This window comes from Rhodococcus sp. DMU1, assembly GCF_012272955.1.
GTDB classification, from domain to species: domain Bacteria; phylum Actinomycetota; class Actinomycetes; order Mycobacteriales; family Mycobacteriaceae; genus Rhodococcus; species Rhodococcus aetherivorans.
Genome location: NZ_CP050952.1, coordinates 2,815,800 through 2,831,088, shown reverse-complemented (window position 1 = coordinate 2,831,088; position 15,289 = coordinate 2,815,800). Strand labels below are relative to the sequence as shown.

13 protein-coding genes and 1 pseudogene are annotated in these 15,289 nt (G+C 69.7%); 9 read left to right on the top strand and 5 right to left on the bottom strand.

Annotated elements, in window-relative coordinates; translation table 11 throughout:
* Positions 1 to 25: 25 nt before the first annotated feature.
* The gene (locus HFP48_RS13290) at positions 26 to 1,354 is read right to left on the bottom strand and encodes a cyclopropane-fatty-acyl-phospholipid synthase family protein (RefSeq protein ID WP_065922594.1); all 1,329 of its coding nucleotides are present in this window, start codon (positions 1,352 to 1,354) and stop codon (positions 26 to 28) included.
* Positions 1,355 to 1,818: 464 nt separating this feature from the next.
* Here HFP48_RS13290 and HFP48_RS13285 point away from each other — a divergent pair.
* Positions 1,819 to 3,067 (top strand): annotated as a pseudogene (locus HFP48_RS13285) (amidohydrolase).
* A gap of 452 nt (positions 3,068 to 3,519) precedes the next feature.
* On the opposite strand, the gene HFP48_RS13280 reads toward HFP48_RS13285, so the two are convergent.
* Positions 3,520 to 3,903 (bottom strand): VOC family protein, encoded by a 384-nt coding sequence (locus tag HFP48_RS13280; protein ID WP_006930662.1) that lies wholly within the window; start codon positions 3,901 to 3,903, stop codon positions 3,520 to 3,522.
* A gap of 154 nt (positions 3,904 to 4,057) precedes the next feature.
* Between HFP48_RS13280 and HFP48_RS13275 the strand changes: the two genes are divergently transcribed.
* Complete coding sequence (locus tag HFP48_RS13275; RefSeq protein WP_168579607.1) at positions 4,058 to 4,516, top strand: hypothetical protein; 459 nt, start codon at positions 4,058 to 4,060, stop codon at positions 4,514 to 4,516.
* Here the strand turns inward: HFP48_RS13275 and HFP48_RS13270 are convergent.
* Positions 4,503 to 4,802: a protease inhibitor I42 family protein gene (locus HFP48_RS13270; protein WP_040271220.1), complete on the bottom strand. Its 300-nt coding sequence runs from the start codon at positions 4,800 to 4,802 to the stop codon at positions 4,503 to 4,505. The two genes, HFP48_RS13275 and HFP48_RS13270, sit on opposite strands and share 14 nt — an antisense overlap.
* Before the next feature lie 143 nt (positions 4,803 to 4,945).
* Here HFP48_RS13270 and HFP48_RS13265 point away from each other — a divergent pair, with 143 nt between their 5' ends.
* On the top strand, positions 4,946 to 5,383 hold the full coding sequence (locus HFP48_RS13265; protein ID WP_006930655.1) for an SRPBCC family protein: 438 nt from the start codon (positions 4,946 to 4,948) through the stop codon (positions 5,381 to 5,383).
* A 107-nt stretch (positions 5,384 to 5,490) separates the two neighbouring features.
* On the opposite strand, the gene HFP48_RS13260 is transcribed toward HFP48_RS13265, so the two are convergent.
* Positions 5,491 to 7,311 carry an NAD(P)/FAD-dependent oxidoreductase gene (locus tag HFP48_RS13260; RefSeq protein ID WP_168579606.1) on the bottom strand — a complete coding sequence of 607 codons (1,821 nt, stop codon included), beginning with the start codon at positions 7,309 to 7,311 and terminating at the stop codon, positions 5,491 to 5,493.
* 296 nt (positions 7,312 to 7,607) lie between these two features.
* Between HFP48_RS13260 and HFP48_RS13255 the strand changes: the two genes are divergently transcribed.
* From HFP48_RS13255 to HFP48_RS13230, 6 genes are all read left to right on the top strand, one after another.
* Positions 7,608 to 8,492 (top strand): glycosyl hydrolase, encoded by an 885-nt coding sequence (locus HFP48_RS13255; protein ID WP_037201674.1) that lies wholly within the window; start codon positions 7,608 to 7,610, stop codon positions 8,490 to 8,492.
* A gap of 1 nt (position 8,493) precedes the next feature.
* Positions 8,494 to 9,735 carry a SpoIIE family protein phosphatase gene (locus tag HFP48_RS13250; protein ID WP_065922599.1) on the top strand — a complete coding sequence of 414 codons (1,242 nt, stop codon included), beginning with the start codon at positions 8,494 to 8,496 and terminating at the stop codon, positions 9,733 to 9,735.
* The gene (locus tag HFP48_RS13245) at positions 9,732 to 11,696 is read left to right on the top strand and encodes a glycosyltransferase (protein ID WP_168579605.1); all 1,965 of its coding nucleotides are present in this window, start codon (positions 9,732 to 9,734) and stop codon (positions 11,694 to 11,696) included. The genes HFP48_RS13250 and HFP48_RS13245 overlap by 4 nt, the downstream gene beginning before the upstream one ends.
* On the top strand, positions 11,693 to 12,031 hold the full coding sequence (locus tag HFP48_RS13240; protein ID WP_168579604.1) for an STAS domain-containing protein: 339 nt from the start codon (positions 11,693 to 11,695) through the stop codon (positions 12,029 to 12,031). The genes HFP48_RS13245 and HFP48_RS13240 overlap by 4 nt, the downstream gene beginning before the upstream one ends.
* Positions 12,021 to 12,446, top strand: a complete 426-nt coding sequence (locus tag HFP48_RS13235) for an ATP-binding protein (protein ID WP_050035161.1) — start codon at positions 12,021 to 12,023, stop codon at positions 12,444 to 12,446. Before HFP48_RS13240 ends, HFP48_RS13235 begins: the two co-directional genes overlap by 11 nt.
* Before the next feature lie 301 nt (positions 12,447 to 12,747).
* Positions 12,748 to 14,163, top strand: coding sequence for an amino acid permease (locus tag HFP48_RS13230; RefSeq protein ID WP_006930641.1), 1,416 nt, complete (start codon positions 12,748 to 12,750; stop codon positions 14,161 to 14,163).
* 80 nt (positions 14,164 to 14,243) lie between these two features.
* On the opposite strand, the gene HFP48_RS13225 is transcribed toward HFP48_RS13230, so the two are convergent.
* On the bottom strand, positions 14,244 to 15,263 hold the full coding sequence (locus HFP48_RS13225) for an Rv2578c family radical SAM protein (protein ID WP_006930639.1): 1,020 nt from the start codon (positions 15,261 to 15,263) through the stop codon (positions 14,244 to 14,246).
* Positions 15,264 to 15,289: the final 26 nt, after the last annotated feature.

Here is a 15,289-nt window from a genome sequence, read left to right as displayed (position 1 = left end):
TCCGTGTGCCGGCAGAGGACCGACATCACTGCGTGTGACTGTGGCCCGGCGGAGAGGGGTCCGGTTCGGGTGGCCGCAAGAGTTCGGCGCGGGTGCCGGGCATGCCGCTGTGACCCCGTTCGGTGCATTTGACCGCCAGGACCTGATTGATCCCGAGCCGGTTCGCCGCAAATGCCAACGCCGAGCCGGCCATGTACAGCCGCCATACTCGTGCCCGCCCGGCGCTGCTGTGGGCCACCGCCTCGTCCCAGTTCGACTCCAGGTTCGCCACCCAGGCCCGCAGGGTCGTCGCGTAGTGCTCGCGCAGCGACTCGACATCGCGCACCTCGAAACCGGCCCCTTCGAGCGCCTCGATCATCGTCGCGAGCGGCAAGATCTCGCCATCGGGGAACACATAGCGATCGATGAACGACGTTTTCGAGAACTCGGCGAGGGATTTGCCCGGTCGCCGCGAGATCGCGTGGTTGAGCAATCGCCCCTGCGGGCGTAGCAGCGCGAACAGGTCCGCGGCATAGGTCGCCAGCATCGCAGCGCCGACGTGCTCGGCCATGCCGATGCTCGAGATCGCGTCGTAGGGGCCGTCGGTGACGTCGCGGTAGTCCTGGACCCGGATCTGCACCAACTCGCCCACGCCCGCGTCGACCATCCGCTTGCCGGCGTAGTCCGCCTGTTCGTGGGACAGGGTGACACCGACGACGTGCGCGCCGTAGTGACGTGCCGCGTGCAGCGCGAAGGTCCCCCACCCGCAGCCGACGTCGAGCACCCGCATCCCCGCGGTCAGGCCGAGCTTGCGGGCCACCAGATCGCATTTGGCGTACTGGGCGGCGTCCAGATCCTCGCTCTGCGCCGCCCAGTATGCGCACGAGTAGGTCATCGACTCTCCGAGCACGAGTCGATAGAAGTCGTTGCCGACGTCGTAGTGGTGGCTGATCGCGGCGGCGTCACGCCCCTTGTCGTGCCGGCGCCCGCGCACCGGTTTCATCTCCTCCACCGGCGGCCGCGGGGGCGGGCCGAGGATCCCCAGGCGCAGCGCCGCTTTCACCACCGCCTTCTTCGTGTGCCCGTCGATCCGGACACCCGGGCCGCGGCTCGGGTCCGACACCTGCTCCAACACGTCCAGACCGGGGAGCAGGTCTCCCTCGATGTCGATGTCGCCGGAGACGTAGGCCCGAGCGAAACCGAGATCGTTGGGCGACCACAGCAATCGCCGTAGACCACGCCTATTGACCAGGTGCACCCGCCAGGGCGCGTCCGCAGGCCCACTCCGACTGCCGTCCCAACACCTGATCCCGACCGGAGCCTCCTCGCCCAGCACCGCACGAACCAGCGGCGCCACCGTGTCAGCGACCGTCATACGCACCTCCGTCACAGTTCGGGCCCGACCACCATCGCGACTGCGCGGTTCCCGCTGCTCGCCGTGACGCTCAGGGCCTGTCAACCCGCACCCGCGTCCCGCAACGCCACCTCGTCGACAGTATCGATGGACCCCCCTCGCCGCACACCATTACACCAATCTCCGTGTCACCAAACCGGCTTCGCCGAGCTTGCACACCTCGTCGACCACCGGTCCAGCGCCACAGGCTCCGCCAGGGCAGCCCTCGACCCGAGCCGGCTGTGGCCGATAGCGCTTCGGGCGAGGCGGTGGCCGAACGTCTTCGTGCGCAACCCGTTCGAGCCGGGTCGCATGAAGTCACCCCGCGCCGAGTAAGGGCGTGGAAGCATGGCCTCACGCACAACCGCGCTCCGTGTGCACAGCCAGCCCCATGGAACCCGAAGGTCGAGTCGTCTGCCCAGCAGAAGACGTAATCGAAGAAAACCATGACCGCACCCGGCGGTATCACGATCGATCCGGCACTCGTCGATCTGTACAAGGACCTGCACCGGCATCCCGAGCTCGGATTCCGAGAAGATCGCACCGCCGCGATCGTGGCCGACCGGCTGAGGGCATCGGGATTCGAGGTCACCACCGGCGTAGGGAAGACCGGCGTGGTCGGCGTCCTGAAGAACGGGCCGGGGCCGACCGCGCTGCTGCGGGCGGACATGGACGCCCTTCCCGTCCGGGAGGACACCGGGCTCGACTACGCCGGCACCGCCACGGCCACCGACGAGCACGACGGCACGGTGCCGGTCGCTCATGCGTGCGGCCACGACCTGCACACCACCTGCCTGCTGGGCGCGGCCCGAATTCTCGCTACCGACCGGTCCGGCTGGACCGGCCACCCTACTGCTGGTGTTCCAGCCCGCCGAGGAGCTGGGCGCGGGTGCGCAGGCCATGGTGGACGACGGACTGTTCGACAGATTCCCGAAGCCGGACGTCGTGCTCGGTCAGCACGTGGCGCCCCTGCCGGCCGGCAAGATCGCCGGACATCCCGGCCCGTCGTACGCGGGCTCGGATTCTCTGCGGGTGCGGCTCGTCGGAAGGGGCGCGCACGGACCGATGCCGGAGGCGTCGGTCGATCCCATCGTGTTGGCCGCCGCCACGGTGTTGCGTCTGCAGACCGTCGTCTCCCGGGAGATTCCGAGTACCGCGACCGCGGTGCTCACCGTCGGGTCGATCCATGCCGGTGACGCCGCGAACGTGATTCCCGGGCACGCCGAGATCCAGTTGAACATCCGCAGTTACGACACCGCCGTGCGCCGCCGCATCCTCGACAGTGTCGAACGCATCGTGCGCGGCGAAGCTGCCACGGCCGGCGCGCCGGAGGACCCGACCATCACCGAGATCGAACGCTTTCCGGTCGTCACCAACGACGCGGACGCGTTGCGCACGAGCCTCGAGGCCTTCGCGACGTGGCTGGGGCAGGACAACATTCTCGATCCGGGAGCCGGCGCCGGAAGCGAGGACGTCGGCATTCTCGCCACCAGCGCCGGGGCACCGCTGTCCTACTGGCTTCTCGGCGGCGCCGATCCGTCGCTCTTCACCACCGGTGACATGACCGATCCCGCGCTGCTCACCGTGCCGTCCAACCATTCACCCCACTACGCCCCTGTCATCGAACCGACGCTGCCGATCGGGGTCGCCGCGTTGGTGACCGCTGCCCGGACGTGGCTGCCGTCGACTCACTGACCGTCCGCAGCACCGGTCTCGATGCGTCCGCAATCACCCACTACGGGCGGCACCGCATCGACCCGTACCGAGTTGCTGGACGAAAAGCGTCCCTATGTCACGTAGTGGTGGCCCGCAGTGGAAGCACGGACAGAAGGTCGCTTGGCGGCGGGATCTGCGAGGGCCGGGGCAGTCCGTCGCAACGACTCAGCGTCTCGGATAATCCCTCGGCGACGGCACCCTGGACATGAGCCCCGCGATCGCGATGAGCGGCGAGACCGACGCTGAGCTGCACTTCTACTCTCCCATCGGCGCGTAGACACAACCCTCCGACCTCGAACCCGCCGACCACACGAATGTTCGATTTCCCGCCCCCGCGTTCTATCACCTGTCCTGCTCGACTTCGTCGGCGTCCAGGCGACCCAGGTTCCGAGCAGGGAAGGTTCTGCATAGCGACGCGCCCCGGACCGCCGTTACGAGTCGCGCCTCGACTCCCACAACCCGATCACGTTGCCCTCGGTGTCGGCGAAGTACGCCGCGAATCCCATGTCGCCGACGGGCATTCGTCCCGTCACCGTCTTCCCGCCGAGGGATTCGATCCTCTGCAGCGCGGCGTCGATGTCCTCGACGTCGACGGTCACGACGGGACTCTTCAACTCGTCGCGTCGGAACATTCCCCCGTTGATGTACCCGGGTTCGGTGGAGGTGCCGGTCTCGTCGACGGGACCGGTGGTGACGAGGGTGTAGTCCATGCCCGGGACGTCCGCGAGCGACCATCCGAATGCGTCGCGATAGAAGGACCGGGCGCGGTCACCGTCGTCGTAGGGGAGCTCGAAGTGCACGATGCGTCCTGCCATGACGTTCGCCTCCTGTGCGACCGGAACGACCGGGTTTCAGCGTAGCCTCCGCGAACAGGTGGACCCGCCCGATCGAGGCCGATCGGCGCTAAGCCACCGCTAAGAGGATGCGGGTGTACTCGACCGTGACAGCCCGGTCGAGCGAGGAAGAACCATGCACGAGAGCACGTTGACCGTCCACCTCCGGGCGGTGCTGCAGTTGACGCAGACGCAGATCCAGATCTTGGCGGCGCGCCGGGAGCGCACGGCCGACCCGGTGCGCCTGCGGGAGATCGCGGACGATCTGGAGCACGCGCTCGGCTACCGGGACGCTCTGGAGCAGGCCCTCCAGGATGGCGGCGCGCCGGCCGAGCGCCCGTCGGCGCGGGCCTCGCGCCTGAGTCGCTGCGTGGAGCAGATTGCGACGTCCGGCGACGGGCGCCGGGTGGCGGTGCTGGAACGGGTCCTGCACGAGCAGCTGGTGGACCGCACCCGGGCACTGGCTCGACTCACCGCGGCCGGCGACCATCGGCCGGTGCACTACTGGGCACGGCGCTACCTGGCGCACTGCCGGAGCCTGGGCGAACCGCAACCGGCCGGGGGCGACGAGCCGTGGTCCGTCAGGTCACGGTGACGGTCATGCTCCGCTCGTCCGCCGACATGTGCTCGGCCCGCTGCAACTGGAGCGACACCGGCCAGGTGCCTGGCCGCTTGGCGCGCAGGTAGAGGATGCGTTCGCTGCCGGCTCCGGGGAGCGGATTCCGGGACGGTACGAATCGCACGTCGCTGAGCAGGAGACCCTTGCCGATGTGGGTCGGGCACCAGGTGTAGTCGCGGGAGGTGTTCTCCGGCAGGTGCAGTTCGATGGTGTCGCCCACGGCGACCTGCAGGTCCCGGGGTCCGGTCGTCACGTGCCTCATTGGACCAGAGTACGGCGGCTTTGTGATCTATGTCACTATCGGGAGCGATCCGGGGGCCTCGTTCGTCGGAACACGTGTCGGGGGTCCGCGAGGCGGGTACCCGGACCACCGACATGGGAATCGACCAGGGAGTGGGAACACATATGGCCGCATCGGTGTCAGACGAGTTCGAGATCGAGGCGACGCCCGAGCAGGTGATGCGCGCGTTGACCGACATCGAGCGCATCCCGGAGTGGTCGTCCTCCCACAAGGACGTGCAGGTCGAATCGCGACACGACGACGGCCGGCCCCGCGTCGTGCGCATGACGCTCGCACTGTTCGGCATCTCGGACACGCAGGTGATCGAGCACGAGTGGACCGAGGAGTCCACCTCGTGGACGCTGATCGAGAGCGAGATGCAGCACTCCCAGGACGGCGAGTACCGCCTGACCCGCACCGAGCGCGGGACGCGCGTGCGGGTGACGATGTCCACCGACCCGAAGATCCCGGTGCCGGGCTTCATGCTCAAGCAGGGCCAGAAGCACGCGGTGAAGACGATCCGCAAGGGTCTGACCGAGTTCGTCCTGCGGCACTACGCCTGACGCGGCAGCCCGACCCGGCACCAGGTCCGGCACGCCACCCGCCCACAGTCTCGGCACGCCGAGCCGCCGGCGCGTCGTGCGCGCCGGCGGCTCGTCGCTTTCCGGGATCAGCTCAGGTGGTGGACCTCCTGAAGCCCGTACACCGGCGTCGGGATCCCCTCGTGCCGGGCCTTGAGCTGCAACGCCAGGTACAGCGAGTAGTGCCGCGACTGGTGCAGGTTGCCGCCGTGGAACCACAGGCCCTCCTGCCGGGTGGGCTTCCACATGTTGCGCTGCTCGCCCTCCCACGGGCCGGGGTCCTTGGTGGTGTCCGACCCCAGGCCCCAGCACTTGCCGACCTTGTCGGCGACGTCCTGGCCGATCAGGTCCGCCGCCCACCCGTTCATCGAGCCGTAGCCGGTCGCGTAGACCACCAGGTCGGCCTCGAGCTCGGTGCCGTCCTCGAGGATCACGCTGTTCTCGGTGAGTTCGCGGACGCCGCCGTGGGCCAGCTTGATCTCGCCGTCGGCGACGAGTTCGGCGGCACCGACGTCGATGTAGTAGCCGGACCCGCGGCGCAGGTACTTCATGAACAACCCGGAGCCGTCGTCCCCGAAGTCGAGCATGAACCCGGCCTTCTCGAGCCGGGCGTAGAAGTCGGCGTCGCGCTCCCGGATCGCGTTGTAGACGGGAATCTGGAACTCGTGCATGATCCGGTACGGCAGCGACGCGAACGTCAGGTCGGCCTTGGCCGTCGTCATCCCCGCGGCCAGGGCCCGCTCGGAGTACAGGTCGCCGAGGCCGAGGTCCATCAATGAGTCGGATTTGACGATGTGCGTGGACGAGCGCTGCACCATCGTCACGTCGGCGCCGACCTCCCACAGCGCGGCGCAGATGTCGTGCGCCGAGTTGTTCGCGCCGATCACCACGGCCTTCTTGCCCGCATACGCGTCCGGCCCGGGATGCTGGCTGGAGTGGTGCTGGTCCCCGCGGAACCGGTCCATGCCGGGGAAGGTCGGGATGTTGGGCTTGCCGGACATGCCGGTGGCGAGCACCAGCTGCTTCGGCCTCAGCACGACGGGTTCGCCGTCGCGGACCACGTTCACGGTCCACTCGCCGGTCGCCTCGTCGTAGGACGCCGAGGTGCACGTGGTCTTGGACCAGTAGGGCACCTCCATGACCTTGGTGTACATCTCGAGCCAGTCACCGATCTTGTCCTTGGGCGCGAACACCGGCCAGTTCTCGGGGAACGGCATGTACGGCAGGTGGTCGTACCAGACGGGATCGTGCAGGCACAGCGACTTGTAGCGGCCGCGCCACTGGTCGCCGGGCCGGTCGTGCTTGTCGAGCACGAGCGCGGGCACGCCGAGCTGGCGCAGGCGGGCGCCCAGGGCGATGCCGCCCTGGCCGCCGCCGACGATCACGACGTACGGCTGGGTGGTGTAGCCGAGTTCGCGCTCCTCGGCCTCGCGCTTCTCGGACCAGGTGACGCGGTTGCGGTCGGCGCCGTGCTGCACGCCCTTGGGCCGGCGGACACCCTTGCTCTCCTCGTGCCCCTTCAGCTCCTGCATCGTGGTGAGCAGGGTCCAGGCACCCTCGTCCTTCAGCCGCAGGTGCCCGACGCCGCGGCCCACAGCGGTCTCGAACGCGATCCAGGCGCTGACGACGCCGCCGTCCTCGGTGGGGGGCTCGGTGGTGCGGAACCCGCTGGGGTCGGCGTCGTGCAGCCGCGCACGGAGCATGTCGGCGACACCTTCCCGGCCCTCGACGGTCTTGAGGTTCCAGGTGAAGGCGACCAGGTCGCGCCAGAAGCTGTCGGTGGCGAACATGCCCGCGGCGGCCTCGACGTCGCGCGCGGCGAGGGCGGCCTCGAAGTCGGCCAGCCACGCGTCGACCCTCTCCTGCGGTCCGGTGATCGCGGCGTCGGGTGGGGTCAGTGTGTCGGTCATTGCGTGCTCCTCGTCCTGAACTGTTGTGATACAGAGCACACCGCACTGCAGGTGGGTGCGGCCAGCGTTGCATCGTGTTGCACCCTGCGGCACACCGCTGCACGGACCCGGACGTCCGGCATAGACCCCGCTCGCATCCCGGACGAACCGTCACAAACCCGGCGACGGTTCGCCCGGGATGCGAGGGTGGAGCGGTGAGAAACGGACATCCTCGCCCGGCGGCGGTCGCGGCGGGCCTCGCCGTCGCGGTGTCGACCGCCGTGGGATGCGCGCCGGCGATCGACTGCGGCGCCGCGATCACGCCGCTGCACGAGCCGGTCGGCGCGTGCCTGCGATTCGGCGTGAGCACGCCCGGCGGCCCGACCGCCGTCGACGAGTTCGAACGGGTCGCCGAGATCGCGGGCACTCCCCCGACCGTGGTGCTGTCGTTCTCCGACTTCGCCTCGCCGCCGCCCGTCGCGGGGCTCGCCGCCGTGCGGCGGCTGGGCGCCGACCCGATCGTCACGTGGGAGCCGTGGCGCTGGCTCGGCGACGGGCGGTACGAGCGCGGCGAGTTCACGATGGCGTCGATCGCCGCGGGCGTGCACGACGACTACCTCTACCGCTGGGCCGACGAGCTCGCCGCGTGGGGTTCGACCGTCTACCTGCGTTTCGCGCACGAGCCGAACGGGACCTGGTACCCCTGGAGTCCGGCCGGGGGGACACCGCCGCACGTCTACGTCGCCGCGTGGCGTCACGTGCACGAGTTGTTCGCGTCGAAAGGGGTGGCCAACGTGAAATGGGTGTGGGCTCCGAACGTTTCGTTCGAGGGCAGCAGCATGATCGCGGACCTGTACCCGGGGGCGGAGTATGTCGACGTGGTCGGGGCCGACGGATACAACTGGGGCGCCACGCAGCCGTGGAGCCGCTGGACGTCGCCGCGGGAGCTGTTCGAGGAGACCCTCGACGAGCTCGGCCGGATCGCGCCGGGCAAGCCGATCGTGGTCACCGAGGTGGGCAGCACCGATGTCGGCGGGTCGAAGCCGGACTGGGTCGGCGACCTGATCTCCTTCCTCGACGACCGGACGGATGTGGCGGCATTCGTCTGGTTCGATCACGACAAGGAAACCGACTGGCGGCTGGCGAGCACCCCGGAAGCGGCTGCCGCGCTGGCGGAAGCCCTGCAGAGGGGGCAGCGCTGACATGACGACCGACGCCTCGCACCTCCCCGACGACCTCGAGGACCAGCGGGTCCGCGACCTCGAACGGCTGGAGATCCTCGACACGCCCCGAGAAGACCGGTTCGAGCAGATCACCCGCATGGCCCGGCACGTGTTCGGGGTGCCCATGGCGAGTGTGGCACTGCTCGACCGGGACCGGCTCTGGTTCAAGTCCCTCCAGGGGCTCGACCTCGTACAGGTGCCGCGCGAGGAGAGCATGTGCAAGACCACGATTGCGCGCACCTACCACCATCCCGGCGATCCGACGCTGATCGTGGAGGACGCCTCCGCCGACCCCCGGTTCGCCGGCATTCCCGGTGTCGGCGGCGCCGACGGCGTCCGCTTCTACGCGGGCTACCCGTTGTACGGTCCCGCGGGTCATCCCGTCGGCACGTTCTGCATCTACGACACCGAGCCGCGGACACTCGACCCCGACCAGCTCGACGCGTTCGCCGAACTCGCCGAATGGGCGCAGCGGGAACTGCAACGCGCCGACGAACTCGATCGCGCCGCCGCGATGCAGGCCCAGCTGCTGCCGCGCCCGTTGACCGGGCTGCCCGGATTCGAGGTGCAGGCCGTGTGCATTCCGGCGTTCGTGGTCGGCGGCGACTTCTACGACCACTACCGGTTGCGCGGCGGGCTGGTCGTCACCGTCGCCGACGTGATGGGCAAGGGCCTCGGCGCGGCGATCCTGTCCTCGGCGGTGCGCTCCACGTTCCGCGGCGCGTCCCGGGTGATGGAGCGGTTCAGCCACGCCGAGGCGTGCAGCGTCCTGGACACGGGCGCCGCGCTCGGCGCCGCCGCCGAGAACCTCACGGACGACTGCGAACACACCGGCACCTTCGTCACCGTGTTCCATGCCGCCGTCGAGTTCGTCACCGGGTCGGTGGACTACGTCGACGCCGGGCACGGCCTGGCCGCGATCCGCCGCACGGACGGCTCCGTGGTGCCGCTGACCGGCACCGGGCTACCCGTCGGCGTGCTCCGCGACACATCGTGGCAGGCGCAGTGCACGCGCCTCGAACCCGGTGACACGCTGGTGATCTGCTCCGACGGGCTGCTCGACCTGCTCGACGAGCACAGCGACCGGGAGGCCCTGTACCGGTTCGTGGCCGACCATGCGACGCCGCACGACCTGACCGAGGCGGCGCGGGCGCTGGCCGAAGGCAACCCACCGATGGACGACGTCACCGTCGTCGCCGTCCGTCGCTGCGAGGACGCATGAGTGCGGCCGGTGCGGACCGCTACCCGTCGCCGGGCCTGCGGATCCTGATCACCGCGACGGTGCTGCTCGGCGTGAACTACGTGGTGTGGCGCTGGCTGTTCTCCGTCAACTGGTCCGCGTGGTGGATCGCGGTGCCACTCGTCGTCGCCGAGACGTACAGCCTGATCGACTCGATGCTGTTCGGGCTCACGATGTGGCGGTGGCGCCGGCGGGCCGCGCCGCCGGTCCCGCCGGACGGGCTGACCGTCGACGTCTTCATCACCACCTACAACGAGCCGGTCGACCTGGTGATCGGGACCGCCGAGGCGGCGGCACGCATCCGGTATCCGCACGAGACATGGATCCTCGACGACGGGGAGCGGCCCGAATTGGAGCGCGCCGCAGCCGAACTCGGGGTCCGGTACATGACGCGGGCGGCCAGCTGGACGAACAAGCCCCGGCACGCCAAGGCGGGCAACCTCAACAACGCCCTGCTGCACACGCACGGCGAGTTCATCCTCGTCCTCGACGCCGACCAGGTGCCCGACCCGGAGATCCTGCACCGCACCCTCGGCTACTTCGAGGATGAGCGGACGGCCCTGGTGCAGACACCGCAGTACTTCGTCAACGTGCCGGACTCCGATCCGCTGGGCAGCCAGGCCCCGCTGTTCTACGGCCCGATCCAGCAGGGCAAGGACGGCTGGAACGCCGCCTTCTTCTGCGGCTCGAACGCGATCCTGCGCCGCGAGGCGCTGATGCAGCTGGGCATCACCGGCTACGTCCGTGCCGTCGAGGAGGGCGTGGTGCGGGCGCTGCGCACGGCCGGCAAGGTGCTCGACCGGGCCCGATCCGAGGTCGGTGCGAACCAGCCGGAGGTTCTCGCCGCCCTCGATTCGGTGCGGGTGGCCGTGCGCACGGCCCGCGCGGCCGTCCGGCAGGGACAGCCGCTCGCCGACGTGACCTACCGGTTCCAGCAGAGCGTGGACGAGGCCGCGCGGGCCGTGGTCGACGCGGACGCCGGATCGATCCGCGCAGACCTGGAGGCGATCGCCGCCCTGACCGCCACCCCCGGGTCCGACGCCGACGGAGTTCTGCTCGACGAGACGACACTGTCGCGCCTCGCAGACCGCGAGTGGTCGCCGCTCGGGGCGCTCGAGTCGATCCGCACGATGATCCGCGCCGTCGACGTCAGCCGCGACGACGAGGCCGAACCGACGCTGGCGCTGGCAACGATCTCGGTGACCGAGGACATGGCCACGTCGATGCGCCTGCACGGGATGGGCTGGAAGTCGGTCTACCACCACGAGGTGCTCGCGCACGGTCTCGCGCCGGAGGACGTGGGCACGATGCTCACCCAGCGGCTGCGCTGGGCGCAGGGCACGATCCAGGTGATGCTGCGGGAGAATCCGCTCGTGCAGCGAGGATTGACGATCCCGCAGCGGCTGATGTACTGGGCGACGATGTGGAGCTACCTCGCGGGTTTCGCGGCCGTCGCCTACATCGCCGCGCCGGTGATCTACCTGATCTTCGGAGTGCTGCCCGTGCAGGCCTACAGCTGGGACTTCTTCGGCCGGCTCATCCCGTTCCTGCTGTTGAACCAGCTGCTGTTCTTCGTGGTCGGTCGGGGCACCCCGACCTGGCGGGGGCAGCAGTACAGCCTGGCGCTGTTCCCGGTGTGGATCAAGGCGTGCTGGACGGCGTTTCGCAACGTGTACCTGCACAAGCCCCTCGACTTCGCGGTGACCCCGAAGACGCGGCAGGGCCGCGCCACGCTCCCGTGGGGCAAGGTGCGGTACCAGATCGCGGCCATGGCGCTGCTGGTGATCGCGTCGGTGGTGGGTGTGGTGCGCTTGTATCTGGGCGCGAGCTCGGTGCTGGGCGTCGGCGTCAACCTGTTCTGGGTGCTGTTCGACCTGGCGATCCTGAGTGTGGTGATACCGGCGGTCCGCTACCGCGGGCCCGACATGGAAGGAAGACGATGACGCACTTCGCAACCCGCACCACCGGCTCGGACGTGGTGGTGGTCCGGCCCGAGGGCCGGCTGAACATGGTCGCCGCACCGCGGCTGCGGGAACAGCTGCGCGGCCTCGTCGAGGGCGGGTCCGCCCGCGTCGTCGTCGACCTCGGCGCCACCGAGTTCATCGACTCGTCGGGGCTCGGGGCGCTGGTGTCGGGGCTCAAGGCCGCCCGGCACGCCGGCGGGGACCTGCGGCTGGCGGCGCCCACGGCGCAGGTGCGCAGCGTGCTGTCGCTGACGAGCCTCGACCGCGTGCTGCGCACGTACGACTCCGCGGACGCCGCGTTCGATGGCGACTGACCCCGGCGCGGGATCTTGGGCCCTGACGACCGTCACGGGCGCCGACACGCTCACCGACGTGCACGCGCTGATCGAGAAGATGATGTGCGCGGGGCAGGTGGAGGACGAGGATCGATTCCCGTTCGAGATCGCGGTGGCCGAGATCGCCGCCAACATCGTCGAGCACGCAGGCGACGGCGCTCCGGTCACGATGCGGCTGGAGCTGCGCCTGTCCCCGGACCGGATCGAGGCCTGCTTCCACGACGACGGCCGGCCCGCGCGCGTCGACCTCGAGACGGTCCGGATGCCCGGGGACATGGCCGAGCGGGGCCGGGGCCTGGCGATCGCCCTGGCGGCGCTGGACGAGTTGTCCTACCGCAGGCGGGGCGGCAGCAACCGGTGGATCCTCGTGCGGGAACGGGCCGACCCGGCATAACCGCGCACCGGTCCGCCCGGGGCCGGCCACGCGACCGGCCCGGCGTCCGCCCTCGCCGCGGCGACCGAGATGCCGACTTTGTCCGGACCACCCCCGTTAACTTCCCGTTAAGTCGACTCCCACGCGACCGCTCGGACCGCCGGAAAATCCCAGGCCGGCGCCGCGCATCTGCCGTTTCGTCGAACGTCGGGATCGACGGCTCGCCGATGTGTCTATAACAGCGGCGGAGCGGGAACCTCAGACTCAGGCGGTCGAGAGGTACATCACACTCGATACCAAACCTGGTTGTGAAGGGGTTCCCATGTCGAACAGCGATCAGCCCGAGCTGAGGCACACGCTCGAGAAGCGGCACCTGTCGATGATCGCGATCGCGGGTGTCATCGGTGCAGGCTTGTTCGTCGGCTCGGGCGCTGCGATCCGGGAGACCGGTCCCGGGGTGCTGGTCGCCTACGCACTCGCCGGAGTCGTCGTCGTGCTCGTCATGCGCATGCTCGGCGAGATGGCGGCGGCGAATCCGCAGACGGGGTCGTTCTCGGCGTACGCCGACCGGGCCATCGGCCGATGGGCCGGGTTCTCCATCGGATGGCTCTACGCCTGGTTCTGGATCATCGTCCTGGGCATCGAAGCGACGGCCGGCGCGGTGATCATGAACCGCTGGATTCCCGGCGTGCCCCAGTGGACGTGGGCGCTGGTGCTCATGGTCGTGCTGACGCTGACCAACATCGCGTCGGTGAAGTCGTTCGGCGAGTTCGAGTTCTGGTTCGCCGCCATCAAGGTCACGGCGATCGTGGCGTTCCTCGTGCTCGGCGTCCTCGCGATCTGCGGCTTTCTGCCCGGCGTCGAGGCGCCGGGACTGAGCAACCTCACCGGTCACGGCGGCTTCTTCCCCAACGGGACAGGTGCCGTACTCGCCGGGGTCCTCGTCGTGGTGTTCTCCTTCTTCGGAGCCGAGATCGCGACCATCGCCGCCGGCGAGTCCGCCAACCCGGCCGAGGCGGTGCGCAAGGCGGTGCGGTCGGTCGTGTGGCGGATCCTGATCTTCTACATCGGCTCGATCGCCGTCGTCGTCACTCTGCTGCCGTGGGACGACGCCTCGGTGGCGTTGAGCCCGTACGTGGCGGTCATCGACTCCTTCGGCATCCCGGCGGCCGCCACCATCATGGACGTCATCGTGCTGACGTCGGTGCTCTCGTGCCTGAACTCGGGCCTGTACACCGCCAGCCGCATGATCTTCTCCCTGTCGCGCCGCGGTGACGCCCCGCCGTCGCTGGCCACCATCGGGCGGTCCGGTGTGCCCCGCAACGCGGTTCTCGTCTCCACCGTGGTCGGCTTCCTCACCGTGGGCCTGAACTACCTCTACCCCGAAACGGTGTTCCTGTTCCTGGTCAATTCCTCCGGAGCGATCGCCCTGTTCGTGTGGCTCGTCATTGCCGCGTCCCAGCTGCGCATGCGCCGCTCGCTCGAGGCCCAGGGCCGGGAGCTGTCGCCGAGGATGTGGCTCTTCCCGTACCTCACCTGGTTCACCATCGCGGCGATCGTCGCGCTGTGCGCCGGCATGATCGCCCTGGAGAGCACGCGCAGCCAGATGCTGACGTCCGCGGCCCTCGCCGCCGTCGTCGTCGGAGTCGGCGTCTACCGGCAGCGCCGCAGTGCCGCTCCGGCTGCGCCGGTGGACGCGAACGCCGGCGTCGCCGACGTGGTCCCGGAAACCACCTGACCGACCGGCCGGTGTCGCCCTCGCGGGTACCTGCCTCACCCCGGGGGGGCGACGTCGTGTCCCGAGTTCCGCAGCGCCGCTCAGAACAGGGTGGGGTCCGCCGACTCGGCTGCCGGCCGCGGCGGCGCTGCGACCGGGCGCCGGTGCTCGGCCACGCGCGCGCCGAGCCCGTAGCGGGACACCAGCGGATCGACGCGGTCCTTCAACCACGTCTTGTACTCCGGTGAGACGTACGCGCCGCGGCCGTAGATCTGCCGGTACCGCCGGATCAGGGCGGGGTGCTCCTGACCCAGCCACGACAGGAACCAGCCGCGGGTGGCGCCGCGCAGATGCATCGGCAGCACCGTCACGCCGGTCGCCCCCGCCGCCGAGATCGCACCGAGCAGATCGTCGAGGTGCCGGGTGGAGTCGGTGAGGCACGGGATGACCGGTGCGACCATGACGTGGCAGGGCAGCCCGGCGTCGCTGACGGCCCGGATCAGGTCCAGACGTGCCTTGGGCGACGGGGTGCCGGGTTCGATCTGCTTCTGCAGGTCGGGCTCGCCGATCGCGAGGGAGACGGCGACGCCGATGTCGACCTGCCCGGCGGCGAGGGTGAGCAACGGCAGGTCGCGGCGCAGCAGCGTGCCCTTGGTCAGGATCGAGAACGGGGTGCCGGATTCGGCGAGGGCCCGGATGACGCCGGGCATCAGCCGGTAGCGGCCCTCGGCCCGCTGGTACGGGTCGGTATTGGTGCCCAGGGCGACGTGCTCGCGCTTCCACGACCGTCGCGCGAGTTCGCGGCGCAGCACGGCCGCGACGTTGGTCTTGACCACGATCCGGCTGTCGAAGTCGCGGCCCGCGTCGAGGTCGAGATACTCGTGGGTCGGTCGGGCGAAGCAGTATCGGCACGCGTGCGAGCAGCCGCGAAAAGTGTTGACGGTGAAGCGGAACGGCAGGTTCGACGCCTCGGGGGTCTTGTTGAGCGCGCTCTTGCACAGCACCTCGTGGAAGGTGATGCCCTCGAACTCGGGGGTCTGGACGCTGCGGACGAGCCCGGCCCGTTCGAGGCCGGGGAGCGCGCCGTCGTCGACGTCGAGAGTCTGTGCCGCCCACCGCATGCAGCCAGTCGAACATACGTGCTAAC